This is a genomic window from Acinetobacter sp. ANC 4216, assembly GCF_004331195.1.
Taxonomy (GTDB): Bacteria; Pseudomonadota; Gammaproteobacteria; order Pseudomonadales; family Moraxellaceae; genus Acinetobacter; species Acinetobacter kookii.
This window is the reverse complement of sequence record NZ_SJOC01000007.1, coordinates 50,135-67,561: the sequence shown is the minus strand read 5'-3', so window position 1 is coordinate 67,561 and position 17,427 is coordinate 50,135. Positions and strand designations below refer to the sequence as shown.

The window sequence follows — 17,427 nt, the reverse complement described above, 5'->3', positions numbered from 1 at the left end:
GGCACATGTTAAAACGTATTATTGCATTTTCACTGAGTCAACGAATCCTAATGCTGTTATTGGGTATGGCAATCAGTGTTGCGGGTTATTTGGCATTTACCAAATTGCCGATTGATGCCTTTCCCGATGTATCAAGCACACAGGTTCAAATTGTGATGAAATCTCCTGGCATGACGCCAGAAGAGGTGGAAAGCCGTATTGTGGTACCGATAGAACAGGAAATGTTGGGAATCCCTCATCAAACTGTACTACGTTCACAATCTAAATATGCTATTGCAATCATTACCCTGGATTTTGCAGAAGGGACAGATCCTTATTGGGCCCGACAACAGGTCAATGAGCGTTTGACTGGAGTCATGTCAGCTTTGCCTGGCAATGCCTCTGGCGGGATTGCGCCTATGACGACGCCATTAGGTGAATCTTTTATGTTCACTTTACATGGTCCTATGAGTGATATGGAAAAACGAACCTTGCTCGATCGGGTCGTCCGTCCACAGCTCAGAAAAATTGAAGGGGTAGCGGATGTCAATGTCCTGGGTGGTTTGGCACGTACCTTTGAAGTGACACCTAACCTGGATGCTCTGGCATCGAGAGGTCTATCTCTTGATCAGTTAAAACAAGCAATTGAATTAAATAATGCAAGTGACGGTGCGGGGCGTCTGAATGAAAATGGAGAATCATTACTGATTCGTAGCGATAGTCGTGTCACCAATTTACAAGAGCTGGGTGAGATTATTGTTTCCAATCATCAGGGGACGCTGGTGCAAGTGAAGGATGTCGCCGATGTTCATACCGGTGCCCTTACCCGTTACGGAGCGGTAACCGAAAATGGTCAGGGTGAAGCTGTTGAAGGGATTGTCCTCACCTTAAAAGGCGCCAATGCACGTCAGGTTGTGCAAAGTGTGCGTGAACATTTGCATGACATTGAGAAAAACTTACCCCCGGGCGTTACGATCAAGCCTTTTTATGACCGTGGTGAACTGGTGAATCGTGCCATTCATACCGTGAGTAAAACCTTGGTCGAGGCGATTGTATTGGTCCTGATTTTATTGCTGTTGTTTTTAGGCAATTTAAGAGCCGCTTTGGTGGTTGCCGCGATTTTACCTTTATCTGCGTTGAGTACTTTCTTAATGATGCGTCAGTTTGGATTAAGTGCCAACCTGATGTCATTGGGTGGTTTAACCATTGCCATTGGTTTGCTGGTCGATGCGGCGGTTGTGGTGGTTGAAAATATCGAAATGCAACTGGCAGATGCACACGAGTCCAAACACCGTTCGTTTTTACCCCCGCTGAATGTCATTTATCGCGCAGTTTGTGAGGTGGCGGTGCCGGTGACTGCAGGAATGATCATTATTATGCTGGTCTTCATTCCGTTAATGACGTTGCAAGGTCTGGAAGGGAAGCTTTTCTCTCCAGTGGCACTGACCATTGTCTTTGCATTGTCGAGCTCACTGATTTTTTCATTAACGATTATTCCGGTGCTGTGTTCCTATTTTTTAAAATCTCAAGCACATCACACGCCGTATATTGTTGCTAAGCTGGAACAGGCATATAGCAAGGTGTTAAATGCAAGTTTGGCCCATCCGAAACGTGTTTATGCTTTGGCCGGAGGTGCTTTGGTGGTTGCTGCACTCATTTTTCCACTCATTGGTAAGTCCTTTATGCCAACCATGGATGAAGGTGACACCATATTGCAGCTGGAAAAAATGCCATCGATCAGCCTGCAAAATTCGATTGCACTTGATCTGGACATTCAAAGAAGAATTCTAAAACAAGTTCCAGAAGTGGCCCGCATTGTGGCAAGAACCGGTTCGGATGAACTGGGCCTTGACCCTATGGGCTTAAATGAAACCGATAGCTTTGTCATTTTGAAACCGCAAGATCAGTGGCAGGGACAAAGTAAGGAGCAGATTTTAGCCAAAATTCGCCATGTATTGGCCGATGTTCCTGGGGTCAATCTCACCTTTAGTCAGCCGATTGAAATGCGGACTTCAGAAATGTTATCGGGTGTACGTGGAGATTTGGCCGTCAAAATTTTTGGTACCGATTTAGATCAGCTGAATCAGCTGTCTAAGCAAATCTCTACCGTTCTACAAGGGATCAAAGGCAGTGAAGATGTCATGACTTTGGAAAATTCTGGGGTGCAATATCAGGAATTACGTATTCGTCGTGATATGGCTGTCCGCAATCAGTTAGATAGTCAGAGCATACAGGCACAACTCAAAATGCTCATTGAAGGGCAGCAGATTAGTTCGATTATTGAACAGGGGCGACCAGTTCCATTGATGATGAAAGGTGATCCACGTCTGGGACAATCCAGTTTTGCCCTCGCGAACATGAATTTACCTGTTGCAAACTCAGCGGCTGTACCGTTGTCCTCTTTAGCAGAAATGGTCAAGACTGAAGGCGTCGTCAAAATTGACAGGGAAAATGCTTCAAGAATGTCCGTTGTCCGTGCCAATGTGCGTGACCGGGATCTGGTTGGTTTTGTCGAGGAAGCAAAACAGCAGGTTGCCCAGAAAGTTAAATTACCGGCCGGCTATTCATTGAAATGGGGTGGACAGTTTGAAAATCAACAACGTGCAGCAGCGCGTCTGATGCTGGTTGTCCCTGCAGCGTTGACCATGATTTTCTTCCTGCTCTTTACAACTTTAGGGTCTGTTCGTCAGGCAGTACTGGTTTTTGTGAATATTCCCTTTGCTTTAATTGGGGGAGTCGTAGCCTTAGCCATTACCGGTGAATATTTATCGGTACCTGCTTCTGTTGGGTTTATTGCATTAATGGGGATTGCCGTACTGAATGGTTTGGTGATGATCGGTTATTTTAACCAGCTCATTTCACGCGGCGTTGCAATTGAAGAAGTGGTTCGTGAGGGGGCGATGCGACGTTTACGTCCAGTAATGATGACTGCAAGTATCGCGGCTTTGGGTTTAATTCCCTTGCTCTTTACCACTGGGCCAGGTGCTGAAATTCAGCGTCCATTGGCGATCGTGGTGATTGGGGGATTAATTTCCTGCACCTTACTGACGCTGATTTTACTTCCTAACTTGTTCAAACAATTTGGTTTAGTGCGAGATACTCATGTCTGAAATGTGCCAACTCTCTATCAACATCTCCAGTGATATTGCGGAAGAATTAATGAGCCATTTATGGCTTATTCCCGAGATTGTGACAGGATGTACCTGTATCCCGGCACAAGGTTTCGGCAGCCGCCAACATTATCGCAACATTCAAGAAAAAATTCGGGGTGCAACTGAGCGTAATTTGATTCTGTTGATTTTACCCCTCGCAACTGTACCTTTAGTTTTAGCCCATATCCAAAAGAAATTTAAATCAAGTGACTGTTTCTATTGGGTATTACCAACCATAACATCGGGTTATGCTGGTCAAGGAGAAGTGAACGAATGAAACCAGAGATAGCGACTCAACCCCGTTTGCTGGGTAAAGCCTTACGTTTACTGGGCTTGGGCTGTTGTGTGATGATGACTTCTGTCGTATCCGCGGAACCCGCTTTGGATCAAGTCTTGCCGCAACTCGATGCGGTCAAACAGAGCTTGTTACAGCATCCAACTGTTCGATCGGCAGTTTCGGACCAGGACTATGCCAATTTTGCAGGACAGGGGCTAAAACTGGGCCATCCCTGGACCGTGCGTGCAGGCATGCAGCTTCGTAACAGCAACGCCCAGGATGGTCAAACAAAGTCCAATAGTTATGAGCCGAGCTTTGGTATTGAAAAGCAGATTCGTTTGCCTGGCAAATACGAGCTGGATCAGGATTTGGCGCAACGAGGGATGAGTATTGCGGAATTAAAATATGAAGATGCCAAACATGAAGTTGCCAAAAATTTGCTAAATCAGTGGTTTGCATATATGCGCAGTGCTTTGCAATTGACGCGTTTAGAGGAACAGCAAGCAAGAATACAGCACTATATGCAAATGACCCAGCAGCGTATTCGTGCTGGAGATGCCCCACGACTGGAACTGATGCTACTTAGCAATGAATCGCGGCAAATCGAAGAGCAATATATGCAGGCTAAAACAGCTTACTATCAAGCACAGCAGTTATTGTCACGTGATTATCAGGGAAATATTCCAGAACACTGGAGCAGTGATGTCATCAAAATTCGACCACTCGAATATACACAGACTGAATGGATACAGCAGGTTTTGTCTGCCAACCATGAGCTTGAGCTGGTTAAAACACAGGCAGCACAGCAAGATGCATTAGTCAAAAGAGAGCAACTCAATCGGGTACCTAATCCTACGGTCGGAGTGGGCTATAGTCGTGAACAGTCTGGCGTTGAAAACTTGATGAGTGTGAGCGTTTCAATTCCACTCGCCAGTCGACAAGTGCGTATAGCTTCTGGTATGGCCATGGCGGAAGCTCAAAAGGCCAATTTTGAGATCGGACGAGTAGAAAACCGTTTGCGTCAGGAAACGCAATACTGGTTTACGCAGATGGAGTCGGCAACTGTACGGAGTGAGCAGGCTCAACAGAATTTGGCACAGTTACAGCAACAACATGGATTGATGCAAAAAGCATATAAGCTCGGTGAATTGAGTTTAAATGAACTGTTACTTCATTCACAGCAACTGGTTGATGCGCGCGGTCGAATTGATCAAGCCAAAATTGATTATGCAGAAAGCTTGAGTTTACTATTGCTGAATTCGCATCAGTTATGGCCTTTACATGAGGATCATTAGGCAAAGTAAAATAGTAAAGTGATGATATATCAATGCTTTAGATAGAAATTATTCGGTCTTATTGGGGGCCGAATACCTAGCGTTTTCATGGAAATAAAATATAGGTTTGTAAGTAACATAATGAGGGGGTAGCTCAGACATGAGAATATTGTTAGTTGAAGACGATGCGTTATTGGCTAAGGCGACAGCACGTGGTTTAGACCAAGCGAATTTTGTTGTTGATATTGCTACCACAGCGGAGCAAGCCTATCATTTTTTGGCGAGTTATGATTATCAATTTATTTTGCTTGATTTAGGTTTGCCAGACCGGAACGGATTAGAGGTTTTAAAGTCACTGCGCCGTAAAAAGAATAAAGTAGGCGTTATTATTCTGACTGCTCAGGATAAAATTCAGGAGCGCATTTTAGGTTTGGATGCTGGGGCAGATGATTTTGTAGTTAAGCCATATGATTTGTATGAGGTCATTGCACGGATTCAAGCAGTATTACGCCGTATTTCAGGTGATGTGGGTGATTTGATTCAGATTGGCAACATTGTAGTTAATAAAGAGACCAAACAGGTCCTGAGAGATAAAACTGAAGTTGAACTAACCCAGAGAGAGTTTCATTTGCTGGAACTCTTTATTCTTAACCGTGGCCGCATCATTTCACGGGAGAGCATAGAAAATTCATTTTATGCCTATGATGCAGATATAAGCAGTAATGTGATCCAAGTTTATATTCATAATTTACGGCGTAAGTTGGGTAAAAACATCGTCCGTACTGTACAAGGCTTTGGATATATTATGGATGAAAGTTATTAATGGCCAATTTCATCCGTAGTTATTCACTGACCAGACGTCTATCATTTATTTTAATGGTCATCACCGCCAGTGTCTGGGTGGGTAGTTTAGGTTGTATTTACTGGGGAATGCAGCGTACCGCCAATAATATTTTTGATAAATCATTGGCCGAAACAGCCCATGCTTTACTTTCGACTACGTCAAGTTCACTGGAGGGGAGAATCCCAGACCATACTGTCATCGAGAAAGCCCAAGGGGAGCATTATAATCAGATTATATTCCAGATCTGGCATCGTAATGGCAAGTTAATTTATCGTTCGGTCGGTGTTGACACACACCCGTTTATCCAGCAAGTCAACTTTGGCTGGATTCAGATTCGTAATCAAACCTATCGCAGTTATTCAGTTTGGGACAGCACCCACACTATACAAGTACAAATTGCACAGGTCTGGACGATCCGTCAGGATATCCAGAGAGATATGCTGTTATTTTTAATAGGGGTTTCAGCATTTTTTTTACCATTACTTTCTTGGTTGATTTTACAGACCATACGCAGCCATCTGTCCACTGTGTTCAGTATCAGTCAAAATCTGGAAAAGCAGTCGATTGAGCATTTAAAACCTATTAATCCTGTCGTGCCGAAAGAAATTGAACCTTTGGTGAATTCATTAAATACATTATTGAGTGAAATTGCAGAAAGTATGCAACGTGAAAAACGTTTCACTTCGAATGCAGCTCATGAGTTACGTACTCCTCTAGCAGCGATCCGCCTGCATGCACAAGTTTTGCAGAGTGCACGTTCTACAGAGGAGGCGCGAGAAGCAGCTGAGGACATTATGATTGGTATTGATAAAACCTCGCGAATGATTACACAGTTACTGACCTTGGCCCGGATTGAACCCAATGCTCATCAAATTCAAGGCTCGGTCGATCTCGTTAATATGATTCAAAGTACCCTTTCGATGATGGATTTTCAGCTTCATCAAGCAAAGGTTGACTTACAGCTACAACTGGAGTCAGCCCTAGTTATGGCACAACCTGAGCAATTGGAAATTATGCTCCGTAATCTTTTAGAAAATGCCATCATCTATCGTAGTCATGAACGCCCATGTGTCATAAAAATCAGTTGTGGATGTATTGAAAATTATAGTTTTGTGCAGATTGAGGATAATGGAATTGGTTTGGATGAAGCACAAATACCTCTGATTTTCCAAAGATTTTATAGGGTGAATCAGAACAGTGTCATTATTGGCAGTGGCCTCGGCTTATCGATTGTTAAGCAAATTGTCGATTTATATCACGGAAAAGTTGAGTTACGTCGGACAAATGCTATTGGTGGTCTTATTGTTAGGATTGAATTTAACCATTAGAACTAAATAATGGCGCTCTTAATAGCCACAAATTTCTTAGACACTTTTTAGTCAGATAAAATAGCTAATTAACTAGGTGTTTAAAAGTAGTGGTAACCAATCAAGACACCGCTCAAGCTAGCGATCATGTTACCGCTCAAGCTGCTTTAAATACCTAATACTAGCTGATAGGGTTTAAATCCTTCTAATACAGCTTCTGAAACTAACTGAGTAAAAGCTGCAGTTTTTCCATAAGCCATCCATTGATCCAATCCTTCATAGTAAGCTAAACGATTCTCTACAGTAATCACACAAGGTGGATAACCAGCTTTAAGTAATTCTAAATTCATCAAAAGACGTGATGTGCGACCATTGCCATCAATAAATGGGTGAATGCCAACAAAATCAGCATGTACTTTAGCTGCACGCTCAATAGGATGAAGCTTATGTGCTTCACTGTTATACCAATCTACCAATTGAGCCATCTTATCATTTAACAAAGTATAGTCAGGTGGGGTAGTGGTAGCACCTGATATCAGGACGTTTTGTTGACGATAACGTCCAGCATTATCATCATCAATATTCTTTAAAATGAGCTGATGAATATTACGAATTTGCCATTCAGAAAAAGGTTCTTCTTTTCGAATGATGTCTTCAACATAAAAAATAGCATTTCTATGATTAATGGCTTCGAAGTGTTCTCTTAATGCTTTGCCACCAACAGTAATTCCTTCTAAGACAACTTTAGTTTCTAATAGCGTTAGTGTATTACCTTCAATCGCATTGGAATGGTAAGTCCACCGAACAATAAGATCTTCTTGTAAGTTTTTGATAATAGAAGCGGAAAGAGGGCGATGCTGATCTAATTTAGCTTTCAAATCATCAATAATTTCAAACATTACCTCTGTCCTAGAGTTCTCATTTATAAGCAATAATACATTAAAAACAAATTTCGATATATGAAATGTTATAACGTTTCAAGATCTATCCAAATTTAAATGTGCTATACTTACATATACTGATTGCAAAGTTTTTTCTAACCCCTAAGTTACAGAAATATCACCAGAAATTTAGTGGGTCAAAATTGGGTCAATGAAATTATTTTTTTCTTATAAATTAAATAAAAACAGTTGTTTGGGTTATGAGTTCAATTGACGCCACCTCCACCAAAATTATTGTTATAAATCAGCCACTTAAATAAGTGGCTTTTTTATTTTCATATATTTATTATAAAAATGTAGCTTACTTCCAGTTGTGAGACATTGGCTTCAATTTATATCCGTATTTAGGACTTCAAGACTGCGGTTTAAACTTTTAATAATAATATCTATATATTTTTCAATGTCATCTTTAAAAATCATATATTGCAAGGCTAAACCATAACTTAACGAGATGAGTTCAACAGTTATGTTCTCAATACGCTTCTGATCGACCAATTGCGTTGCTGGAATGAGTCTGCTTAAAATTCTGGCGACTTCATCTTGATGCGTCTGCCAAATTTTTTGATATTCCAATGCAAAAGCTTGATCACGAGCTGCATATAATTGCAGTTCAATGGATATTTTTAACCATTCAAAATTATTAAAAAAATTAATAAGCCAAATCCGGAGTCCATCAATAGTATGATCAATATTTGAGTTTTCTGTGGATATTATTTTCTGAAGCTGAATATTTTCCTTTTCAAACTGTAATCGCATTAATTCCAATAAAAAATCTTCTTTGTTGCTGAAATTAGAATAAAAAGCCCCTTGAGTATAATTGGCATGCTTGGAGATATTTCTAATAGAAACTGCCCCATAACCATGACTGGAAATGAGTGAAAATCCAGATTCAATGAGCGCCAGACGGGTTTTAAGCTGTTTTTCATCGCGTGAAAGTTTTGCTGGATTCATAAAGATAAAAGAAATGAGATAACAATTGATATCTTAAATTTTATACGATAAATTTGCTACTTGTTTTCAGATATCACTTGTAATTTGAAAAATATGGTTCAATTATAGAGATTGTTATGAGTTTGAGTACAGATAAACAAATCGTTGTTATTAATGGGCATCCTTCAAAAACCAGTTTTAATGCTGCCTTAACCGAAGCCTATGTATCTTATCTGGTAAAGTCCAATGTACAGGTTGATTTGATTGAAGTAGGGCTCTTGCATTTTGATCCTAATTTGAAACATGGCTATGAAAAGAGAATGGAGCTCGAGCCGGATTTAAAAGAGGCTTGGAAAAAAATTCAGCTTGCTGATCATTTGGTCTGGATTTTTCCAGTATGGTGGGGCGGACTGCCTGCAATAACAAAGGGTTTTATTGACCGTGTATTTTTGCCTCGTACTGCTTTTAGTTATGTGGAGAACAGCCACCGTATCCAAGGGCATTTATTCAATAAAACAGCCAGAATTATCACCACATTGGACCAGCCGGGCTGGTTCTATAAATGGTATTATGGTGAACCGAGTACTCGGCAGCTGAAAAAAACCACCTTAGCGTTCTGCGGTATAAAAAAGATCAAAACGGCTTATATTGGTTCTGTTCGCGGTTCAAGTGAGCTAAAACGTGAAAAATGGTTAAGACTAATGGAAAAGTATGCCAAACAGGATGCAGCAGTTTAATGGCTTGGAAAGCCTGCTGATCAAAGAAGAGCAGTTTTTGAATGATAAAAGATTTTTTTATTGCGATTGGTAGGTGAAAATTTAGATTAAACATTCACCTACCAGCCGGGCTGATTCTGTCAGCAAGATTTATTTTATCAGCTTGAGCATTAAATATTGTCGCTCAAGTTTATTCTATTTTGTGAAATTTTTTTTTGTGAATCTTTACCCCAATTGAATTTTTGTGCACAGATGCCTAATCCGACAATAAAGAGCGCAAGCAAGCTGGTATAAGTCACTTCTTTGAAATATGTTCCTTCAACCAGCATGGTAATCAGGGCGCCAATAATAAAGAAGATTGCCAGATAAGTCAGCCAAGGGAATAACCACATTTTAAAGTCAATCACTTGTCCTTCCGCTTCTAATTTCTTACGCATACGTAATTGAGAAAAAGCAATGGTGAGATAGACATAGAGTGCCGCTGTACCTGTCGCTAACATAAAGATGTCGTAGACATTCATGCTTTCAGTGGCAGTCAGGTAGGATGCCAATAAAGCGAATGATGATGACACCAGAACACCCATCCAAGGACTACCATTACGGTTGATTAAACCAAAGCTTTTCGGTGCATCGTGACGTTTTGACAATGAAAACAGCATACGTGAACAGGTATACAGTGCAGAGTTAAAACAGCTACACACTGAAGTCAGGACCACAAAATTGACAATGTGTTTTGCTTCTGGAATACCGAGTGCAGTTAAGGTCACACTATAGGTTCCCCAAGTTGGGTCTTTGAGTAGTGGATTGTTATGTGGAATCAGGCAGACGGTAATAAGCATTGAACCGACATAAAACAACATGATACGCCATACCACTGAGTTAGATGCTTTGCGGATTTCACGTGCAGGGTTTTGTGATTCTGCGGCAGCCACCGTCACAATTTCAGCGCCAATGTAGGCAAACATAACCCCGAGTAATGCCGTGATTACTGCAGAGAAACCATTGGGCATGAAACCTTCAGAGGTTAAATGGGTAATACCTGACACACCTGCTTGGCTCCACGGCCATAAGTGCATGACGGCCAAGCTACCAATGACTAAGAAAATAACAATTGCGATCACTTTAATCAGGGCAAACCAAAACTCAAATTCGCCATAGTTTTTGACATTTTGTAAGTTAACGACAACCAATGACACAATAACTAGGAGCATGTAGCCCCAGATGGGGATAAACGGAAACCAGCTGTTGAGAATTTTACCTGCGACATACGCTTCCCAGCCCATCAGTAATGCCCAAGAACACCAATACAGCCAGCCAATGGTAAAACCTGCCCAGCGGCCAATTGCACGATCAGCATAAGTTGAGAATGAACCGCTATCCGGGTTGAGAACGGCCATTTCACCCAGCATGCGCATGATTAATAGAATGAGCAATCCACCAAAGGCATAGGCCAAAATTGCAGCGGGACCTGCCGAGTAGATTACATTACCAGAGCCAATGAACAGTGAGCCACCAATTACCCCGGCAATCGAGATCATTGTAAGATGACGTGACTTAAGTCCACTTTTTAAGCCGTGTGATGAATCGGGCGTGGAGACATGTTGATGTTCTGCCATATAATTTCCCTTAATATCCATAGTGCAACAGCAATAGAGCTCTCTACCTTGTGTACACTATCTATCCTTTGAAACTGTAACCGAATTCGCAATCACTTCATTAATTTTAAGTTAAACTTAATAAAGCCGATGTTTCTATAAACACATGAAAAATCAAACTTTGATTACAAAACTGTTACATGCTGTGTATGTATGCTGCTAATTTCTCTTTTTTGTTGTCAGGTGACGAGAGCCATTTTTTAGCTATTGAAGGGAGCCAATTGCGTTAAAAAGGTGAAAATTACCGAAAGAAATGTTTACAGAAAAATAAAGACTAAATAAAATGAAGGGGCCATAAAAGGTTTTACTCCTTGTTTAAAAACAGGCCGAGAATATATTGATTTTAAAAATAAAATTTTAATTAGAATCGAAATTTTACTAATTTAAAGTATGAATTCCATTGTCGCGCAAGCATTTTAACAGTACGCCGAAAGCCACCAATATTTCTTGTTCGCTCACGCAGGCGAAACCGAGCAGTAATCCTTTCTGCCGGGTAGAATAGTGCTTGGTATAGTATTGCGACAGGGCTCTGACCTTAATACCTTGATCAAGTGCATTCGATGCAATCAGGACATCATCACTGCTGCTTGGCAGTTTTAAAATCAGGTGCAGGCCTGCTGCCGTGTTGTATTCGTGCAGAAAATCTTCACCTAAATGGCGGTGAATTAAATCAATCAGAAATGCATGGCGTTTACTGTAGAGTAAGCGCATGCGCCGGATATGCGCCTCATAATGGCCTTCACGGATAAATTCTGCCAGTGCCTTCTGATCAATTAAATGTCCACCGCGATAGAGTTCTGATGCCACAATGCGCAGTGGGGAAAACAGTTTCTTCGGAACCACCAGATAGCCGATACGCAGGGCAGGATAAATGGTTTTGCTGAATGTGCCCATATAAATGACCGGGGAATCAGGTTCCAATCCTTGTAAAGACGGATAGGGCTGGCCTGAAAACCTGAATTCACTGTCATAATCATCTTCCACAATCCAGCTTTTATGCTGCCGGGCAATTGCTATCAGCTGTTTGCGCCGTTCCAGGCTGAGATGTGAACCTAGGGGATACTGGTGGGAAGGTGTAACAAAGATCAGCTTGGGAGGTACTTTCGGATCAAGATCAGGAATAATGCCTTCCTGATCGACCGGTAGTGAACGCAGATTGACCCCGTTAATGCGCAAAATATTGCGGGCGCCCCAGTAGGCTGGGTCTTCGATCCAGACTTCATCGCCAATGTCGCTCAAGGTACGCGAGACTAAATCAATCGCCTGATGCGTGCCTTCGGTAATAATGATCTGATCGGCATCGCATTGCACCGAACGTGCAATTTTCAGATATTCCGCCAGTTCTTGGCGCAGTTCCAGACAGCCGCCGGCATTGCTGTAAATCAAGCGGGTAATTTCCGGTTCACGGCTCAAACGGGTCTGAATTTTGCTAAAAATGTGATGCGGAAACTCTGTCACATCTGGCGCACCAGGGACAAAGGCACCCCATTGATAAGGAGAAGCTGCTGAATAGCCGATTAAGTAAGAACCGCGCTGAGACAAGCTGTAACTTTGCTGAGATTTTTTTTCTTGAACAGGGGCGTTGCTATTTTCCGCCTTGACTAAAAAGGATTCGGGCAGTTTATCTGTGACCCAGGTACCTTGTCCTGTGCGGGCATCGACATAGCCTTGTGCCTGTAATTGTTCATACGCGCTTAATACCGTATTGCGGGAAACCTTGATCTCTTTGGCCAGATCGCGGGATGCCGGCAGGCGAGTCTTGGGTGCCAATACGCCATCAATTATGGCATTGCGCAAGCAGCGAAATAATCGCAGCTGCAATGTTCCATCGATATCTTGCTGTAATCGCTGCAGCAAATAGTCTCCAAGCAAGCTACGCAATTGGCTCTCTCCTACAAATTCAAAGTGGCTCTCGTGAGAGCGATATCGGTATGTGCAAAATAATCTGGTCAGGCAGTAATTGTAAAGTATCCCGTTGTTGCGCAGTGGATGTAAATACGGGCCTGTAAACGGCAGGCAATATACACATATCTTGGTTAAAGCCAAAGCGAAAAATCCACGCTGAATGTTTTAGCCCAGATCACGCTGGCTAGACACCTGAATCAATAAATGCCGACAAGCAGAGATAAATTTATATTTTTTGCGGCCGCAAGGAAATGCGTCTGCATACAAAAAACAGGATCATGCAATGAACACAATGATGAAGGGGCTCACCTATACCGAGCACGGTACGACGGCCTGGAACAATTATCTGAAACAGCTGGATAAAGTGGCTCCTTATCTGGGTGAACTCAGCGAAAGACTGGATATGTTGCGACGCCCGAAACGAAGCCTGATTGTGGATATTCCGGTGATTATGGATGATGGCAGCGTTCAGCATTTTGAAGGTTATCGGGTTCAGCATAATTTGACCCGCGGTCCGGGCAAGGGCGGTGTACGCTTCCATCCGGATGTCAATCTAGATGAAGTGATGGCACTGTCTGCATGGATGACGATTAAGTGTGCGGCGCTGAATTTACCTTTTGGTGGTGCCAAAGGCGGGGTACGGGTTGATCCAAGCCAGTTATCCAAGCGTGAACTGGAACGATTGACACGGCGTTATACCGCAGAAATCAATTTGGTTATTGGGCCGCAAAAAGATATTCCGGCACCGGATGTGGGGACAAATCCGCAAATCATGGCCTGGATGATGGACACCTTTTCCATGAATGCCGGTTCTACCATTACCGGTGTGGTGACCGGAAAACCCGTGCATCTTGGCGGTTCTTTAGGCCGCAGTAAAGCTACAGGACGTGGCGTGTATATTAGCGGACGTGAAGTGGCTCAGCAAATTGACCTGGATTTAAAGGATGCCCGGGTGTGCGTGCAGGGATTTGGTAATGTCGGCAGCGAAGCCGCCTTGCTGTTTCATGAAAATGGCAGCAAAGTGATTTGCGTACAGGATCACTCCGCAACCCTATATCAGGAACAAGGGGTTGATATCCCCAAGTTAATCGAATATTCAAACACCCATCACAAGATTCAGGGATTTGCTGCAAGCGACGAAATCGCGGCGGCAAAATTCTGGCAAATTCCCGCAGAAGTGTTTATTCCTGCGGCACTGGAAGGAGTGATTGATGTGCAGGTTGCCCAAACCATTCAAGCCAAGATCATTTTGGAAGGGGCCAATGGTCCGACCCTCACTGAAGCGGATGAAATCCTGAGTCAGCGTCAAATCACGGTTGTACCGGACGTGATCTGTAATGCTGGTGGCGTGACTGTCAGCTATTTCGAATGGGTACAAGACCTTGCCAGCTATTTCTGGACAGAAGAAGAAATCAATCAGCGCATGGATGTAATCATGAAAAATGCCGTGCATGACGTTTGGCTCAAAGCCATGCAGGCCGGATGTTCTTTACGTACCGCAGCTTATATTTTGGCATGTGAACGGATTTTGATGGCTCGCCAAGAGCGCGGCATCTATCCAGGTTAAGGGTAGGGTCTCTTGCAGGATGCAATATTTGACCCGGCATAAGTTTGGATATTTAACGCCTTTACTGATTCCATTTGGTCAGAAATTTTGCTTATGCCAGCGACCTGGTTTTGAAGATTATTATTTCTTTTTTGGGGCTTCTATGATGTCGCAACGTTTTTTAGTGAAACCATTTTCGTTCTGTGCGCTTGTCGCCAGTACCCTTACGATGTCTGCCACCGTGCAGGCAGATACGCTCTCTTGGGGAGATGCCGATACCGATTTAGGTGAACTGACCGTATCGGGGTGGCTACGAGCGAATTATCAGGATAAGGATTATTCGGACAGTGACCATAAATTAAAGTTTAATGCGGCGAAACTCAGCCTGAAATATGATGCCAAGTCATTGTTCGGCGATGTGGAATACCGTTGCTATCAAAATGATACCCTGTGTGATTTTTCAACCTTGGTGAATGCCAACCTGGGCTATAAGCTGAATGATGACAGCCGCATCACCTTGGGTCTGCAAGATATGCCTTTTGGTATTGGCCGATTCTGGAGCAGCAGCTGGTACGGCAGTTCAATGGACAATGCCGGACTGGAAGATGTGCATAATCTGGGTATTAACTGGCAGCAGCTCGGTACAAATACCAAAGTCAATGTGGCTTATTTTGTGCGTGATGGTGGAAGTTTTGCCGGCACTGGTGACGATGCGGCGCGTTATGCGGCCAATTATGTCAAGCCGGAAGATGCCAGCACCGATGACATTGAAGAAAAAAACATGTGGGTTGCACGCATCAATCAGCAGATTCCGCTGCAGGACAGCCTAGTTAAGCTGAATGTCGGCGGCTCGTACTGGTATTCAGATTTGGAAAATAACCGCAATGGTCAAACCGGGCATCGCAATGCATGGAATGTGTTTGGTCGCTTAAACTACCAGAATGCAAACCTGACCCTGACTGCCGGACAGAATCGTGCAGATACCCAGGCTGTAGAAAATCCAGATTATGCCACGGTAGGTTCTTTTGAATCGAAGTATCATGTGGCCAATAAAGCCAATTATTATGTGGCGAATCTGGATTATCAAATGACTGATTTTTACAAAGATTACGATCTGACGCCTTATGTCAGCTATACCGTCTTTGACAAAGACAAGTCCGGTTTCGGTACATCTACACGCAATATTTTGGGTGCTCAGCTGGATGTTAAGCAGTTTTCGCTGGCAGCCGAATATATCACCGGTAAAAATGATGTATTCATTGGCGGTGATGCCGGTTCTTTGGCGCAAGGAGATGCCGCAGGCCATAGCCGGCTGCTGAATTTACTGTTTATGTATAATTTTTAAATTTTTGCTCTCAGTTATCAAAATGGCACCTTATAAAAAAGGTGCCATTTTTTATGGTGTAATTTCAACTTTATGATTTGTATCTAATTATCCTGTTTTTTTGATTTTTAAAATCTTCGGGATGGGGTGAATTGGCTCTGTCTATCTGATTCAAAGTGGCTCTCGTATCAGGCCGATAAAAGCGCAAAATGAGGAAGATCAATCAGTCATTTGCATATCATCAAGCACATGATATGGATGCCAAAATTTTACAATGTATGAATCAAGAATGAGGATACAAAATGGACAGTAAACACTCTGCACTGAATGCACGTAAACAGCAAGCGACGCCTCGTGGTGTTGGTGTCATGTGTCAATGGTACGCGGAGAAAGCAGAGAACTCGACAATTTGGGATGCCGAAGGCAATCAATATATCGATTTCGCAGGTGGTATTGCGGTACTGAATACCGGTCATCGTCACCCTAAAATTATTGCTGCTGTTACTGAACAATTAACAAAATTTACCCATACCGCCTATCAGGTTGTACCTTACGAAAGCTATGTCTCTCTTGCTGAGCGTATCAATGAGCGTGCACCGATTGATGGTCCTGCAAAAACCTCATTCTTTTCTACCGGCGCTGAAGCAGTAGAAAACGCAGTTAAAATTGCCCGTGCCTATACTGGCCGTCACGGCATTGTGACTTTTGGTAACGGTTTCCATGGCCGTTCATTCATGACCATGGCCATGACGGGTAAAACTGCCCCTTACAAACGTGACTTTGGGGTAATGCCAGCGGGTGTTTTCCATGCACGCTATCCGGTAGAGTCAAAAGGCATTACTGTGGACGATGCCATCCAAAGCATTGAAGACATTTTTGCTGAAGATGTGGCTGCACATGATGTGGCGGCAATTGTACTTGAGCCTGTGCAAGGTGAAGGCGGTTTTAATGTTGTACCGGCAGAATTTTTAAAGCGTTTACGTGTATTGTGTGATCAGCATGGTATTTTGATGATTGCAGATGAAGTGCAAACAGGTTTTGCCCGTACCGGTAAACTGTTTGCCATGAATCACTACGAAACCAAAGCAGACCTGATCACGATGGCAAAAAGCCTGGGCGGTGGTTTCCCGATTTCTGGCGTGGTTGGTCGTACTGAAGTTATGGATGCACCGAATCCTGGCGGTTTAGGCGGTACTTATGCGGGCAGTCCGATTGCAGTTGCTGCAGCACATGCAGTTATTGATGTGATTGAAGAAGAAGGTCTTTGTGAACGCGCCAATGTATTAGGTGCAGAGTTAGTTGAGGTTCTAAATGAACTGAAACAGTCTTCTTCTATTGTCAAAGATATTCGTGCCTTAGGTTCAATGGTTGCTGTAGAACTGGAAACGGCTGATCAAGCCAAAGCGATTCAAAACTATGCCATGCAAAATGGCTTGCTCATTTTGACATGTGGTCGTTATGGTAATGTGATTCGTTTCTTATATCCTTTAACGATTCCTGCAGAGCAATTCCGTGCTGGTTTAAACATTTTAAAACAAGGTTTTGCACTTTCTGCTGCAGCATAATTGAAGAGTAAT

General features: G+C 42.9%; 13 protein-coding genes. 9 read left to right on the top strand and 4 right to left on the bottom strand.

The window, feature by feature from the left end:
• Positions 1-5: 5 nt before the first annotated feature.
• The 5 genes from E0H88_RS07205 (at position 6) to E0H88_RS07185 (ending at position 6,854) form a co-directional block, all read left to right on the top strand.
• Complete coding sequence (locus E0H88_RS07205) at positions 6-3,089, top strand: efflux RND transporter permease subunit (RefSeq protein ID WP_086194905.1); 3,084 nt, start codon at positions 6-8, stop codon at positions 3,087-3,089.
• 1 nt (position 3,090) lies between these two features.
• Positions 3,091-3,408, top strand: a complete 318-nt coding sequence (locus tag E0H88_RS07200) for a DUF3240 family protein (protein WP_252152001.1) — start codon at positions 3,091-3,093, stop codon at positions 3,406-3,408.
• Positions 3,405-4,703: a TolC family protein gene (locus E0H88_RS07195; RefSeq protein WP_131273634.1), complete on the top strand. Its 1,299-nt coding sequence runs from the start codon at positions 3,405-3,407 to the stop codon at positions 4,701-4,703. The genes E0H88_RS07200 and E0H88_RS07195 overlap by 4 nt, the downstream gene beginning before the upstream one ends.
• 139 nt (positions 4,704-4,842) lie before the next feature.
• Positions 4,843-5,505: a response regulator gene (locus E0H88_RS07190; protein ID WP_131273633.1), complete on the top strand. Its 663-nt coding sequence runs from the start codon at positions 4,843-4,845 to the stop codon at positions 5,503-5,505.
• Positions 5,505-6,854 carry an ATP-binding protein gene (locus E0H88_RS07185; RefSeq protein ID WP_131273632.1) on the top strand — a complete coding sequence of 450 codons (1,350 nt, stop codon included), beginning with the start codon at positions 5,505-5,507 and terminating at the stop codon, positions 6,852-6,854. The genes E0H88_RS07190 and E0H88_RS07185 overlap by 1 nt, the downstream gene beginning before the upstream one ends.
• A gap of 146 nt (positions 6,855-7,000) precedes the next feature.
• On the opposite strand, the gene E0H88_RS07180 is transcribed toward E0H88_RS07185, so the two are convergent.
• Complete coding sequence (locus tag E0H88_RS07180; protein WP_131273631.1) at positions 7,001-7,732, bottom strand: Fic family protein; 732 nt, start codon at positions 7,730-7,732, stop codon at positions 7,001-7,003.
• Positions 7,733-8,101: 369 nt separating this feature from the next.
• Positions 8,102-8,725, bottom strand: coding sequence for a TetR/AcrR family transcriptional regulator (locus tag E0H88_RS07175; protein WP_131273630.1), 624 nt, complete (start codon positions 8,723-8,725; stop codon positions 8,102-8,104).
• Between the two features lie 116 nt (positions 8,726-8,841).
• Here E0H88_RS07175 and E0H88_RS07170 point away from each other — a divergent pair, with 116 nt between their 5' ends.
• Positions 8,842-9,441 carry an NAD(P)H-dependent oxidoreductase gene (locus E0H88_RS07170; protein ID WP_131273629.1) on the top strand — a complete coding sequence of 200 codons (600 nt, stop codon included), beginning with the start codon at positions 8,842-8,844 and terminating at the stop codon, positions 9,439-9,441.
• Positions 9,442-9,590: 149 nt separating this feature from the next.
• Here E0H88_RS07170 and E0H88_RS07165 read toward each other — a convergent pair whose 3' ends face one another.
• The gene (locus E0H88_RS07165; RefSeq protein ID WP_131273628.1) at positions 9,591-11,036 is read right to left on the bottom strand and encodes an amino acid permease; all 1,446 of its coding nucleotides are present in this window, start codon (positions 11,034-11,036) and stop codon (positions 9,591-9,593) included.
• A 417-nt stretch (positions 11,037-11,453) separates the two neighbouring features.
• Complete coding sequence (pdxR, locus tag E0H88_RS07160; protein WP_131273627.1) at positions 11,454-12,956, bottom strand: MocR-like pyridoxine biosynthesis transcription factor PdxR; 1,503 nt, start codon at positions 12,954-12,956, stop codon at positions 11,454-11,456.
• A 319-nt stretch (positions 12,957-13,275) separates the two neighbouring features.
• On the opposite strand from pdxR, the gene E0H88_RS07155 reads away from it, so the two are divergent.
• The 3 genes from E0H88_RS07155 (at position 13,276) to gabT (ending at position 17,415) form a co-directional block, all read left to right on the top strand.
• Positions 13,276-14,547, top strand: coding sequence for a Glu/Leu/Phe/Val family dehydrogenase (locus E0H88_RS07155; protein WP_165493296.1), 1,272 nt, complete (start codon positions 13,276-13,278; stop codon positions 14,545-14,547).
• A 145-nt stretch (positions 14,548-14,692) separates the two neighbouring features.
• Positions 14,693-15,871: a hypothetical protein gene (locus E0H88_RS07150; RefSeq protein WP_502699718.1), complete on the top strand. Its 1,179-nt coding sequence runs from the start codon at positions 14,693-14,695 to the stop codon at positions 15,869-15,871.
• Positions 15,872-16,152: 281 nt separating this feature from the next.
• Positions 16,153-17,415, top strand: coding sequence for a 4-aminobutyrate--2-oxoglutarate transaminase (gabT, locus tag E0H88_RS07145; RefSeq protein WP_131273624.1), 1,263 nt, complete (start codon positions 16,153-16,155; stop codon positions 17,413-17,415).
• Positions 17,416-17,427 lie beyond the last annotated feature (12 nt).

Coding starts and splice junctions, on each gene's coding strand:
- E0H88_RS07205 (WP_086194905.1), top strand. CDS start 6: ATGTTAAAACGTATTATTGCATTTTCACTGAGTCAACGAATCCTAATG.
- E0H88_RS07200 (WP_252152001.1), top strand. CDS start 3,091: ATGTGCCAACTCTCTATCAACATCTCCAGTGATATTGCGGAAGAATTA.
- E0H88_RS07195 (WP_131273634.1), top strand. CDS start 3,405: ATGAAACCAGAGATAGCGACTCAACCCCGTTTGCTGGGTAAAGCCTTA.
- E0H88_RS07190 (WP_131273633.1), top strand. CDS start 4,843: ATGAGAATATTGTTAGTTGAAGACGATGCGTTATTGGCTAAGGCGACA.
- E0H88_RS07185 (WP_131273632.1), top strand. CDS start 5,505: ATGGCCAATTTCATCCGTAGTTATTCACTGACCAGACGTCTATCATTT.
- E0H88_RS07180 (WP_131273631.1), bottom strand. CDS start 7,732: ATGTTTGAAATTATTGATGATTTGAAAGCTAAATTAGATCAGCATCGC.
- E0H88_RS07175 (WP_131273630.1), bottom strand. CDS start 8,725: ATGAATCCAGCAAAACTTTCACGCGATGAAAAACAGCTTAAAACCCGT.
- E0H88_RS07170 (WP_131273629.1), top strand. CDS start 8,842: ATGAGTTTGAGTACAGATAAACAAATCGTTGTTATTAATGGGCATCCT.
- E0H88_RS07165 (WP_131273628.1), bottom strand. CDS start 11,036: ATGGCAGAACATCAACATGTCTCCACGCCCGATTCATCACACGGCTTA.
- E0H88_RS07155 (WP_165493296.1), top strand. CDS start 13,276: ATGAAGGGGCTCACCTATACCGAGCACGGTACGACGGCCTGGAACAAT.
- E0H88_RS07150 (WP_502699718.1), top strand. CDS start 14,693: ATGTCGCAACGTTTTTTAGTGAAACCATTTTCGTTCTGTGCGCTTGTC.
- gabT (WP_131273624.1), top strand. CDS start 16,153: ATGGACAGTAAACACTCTGCACTGAATGCACGTAAACAGCAAGCGACG.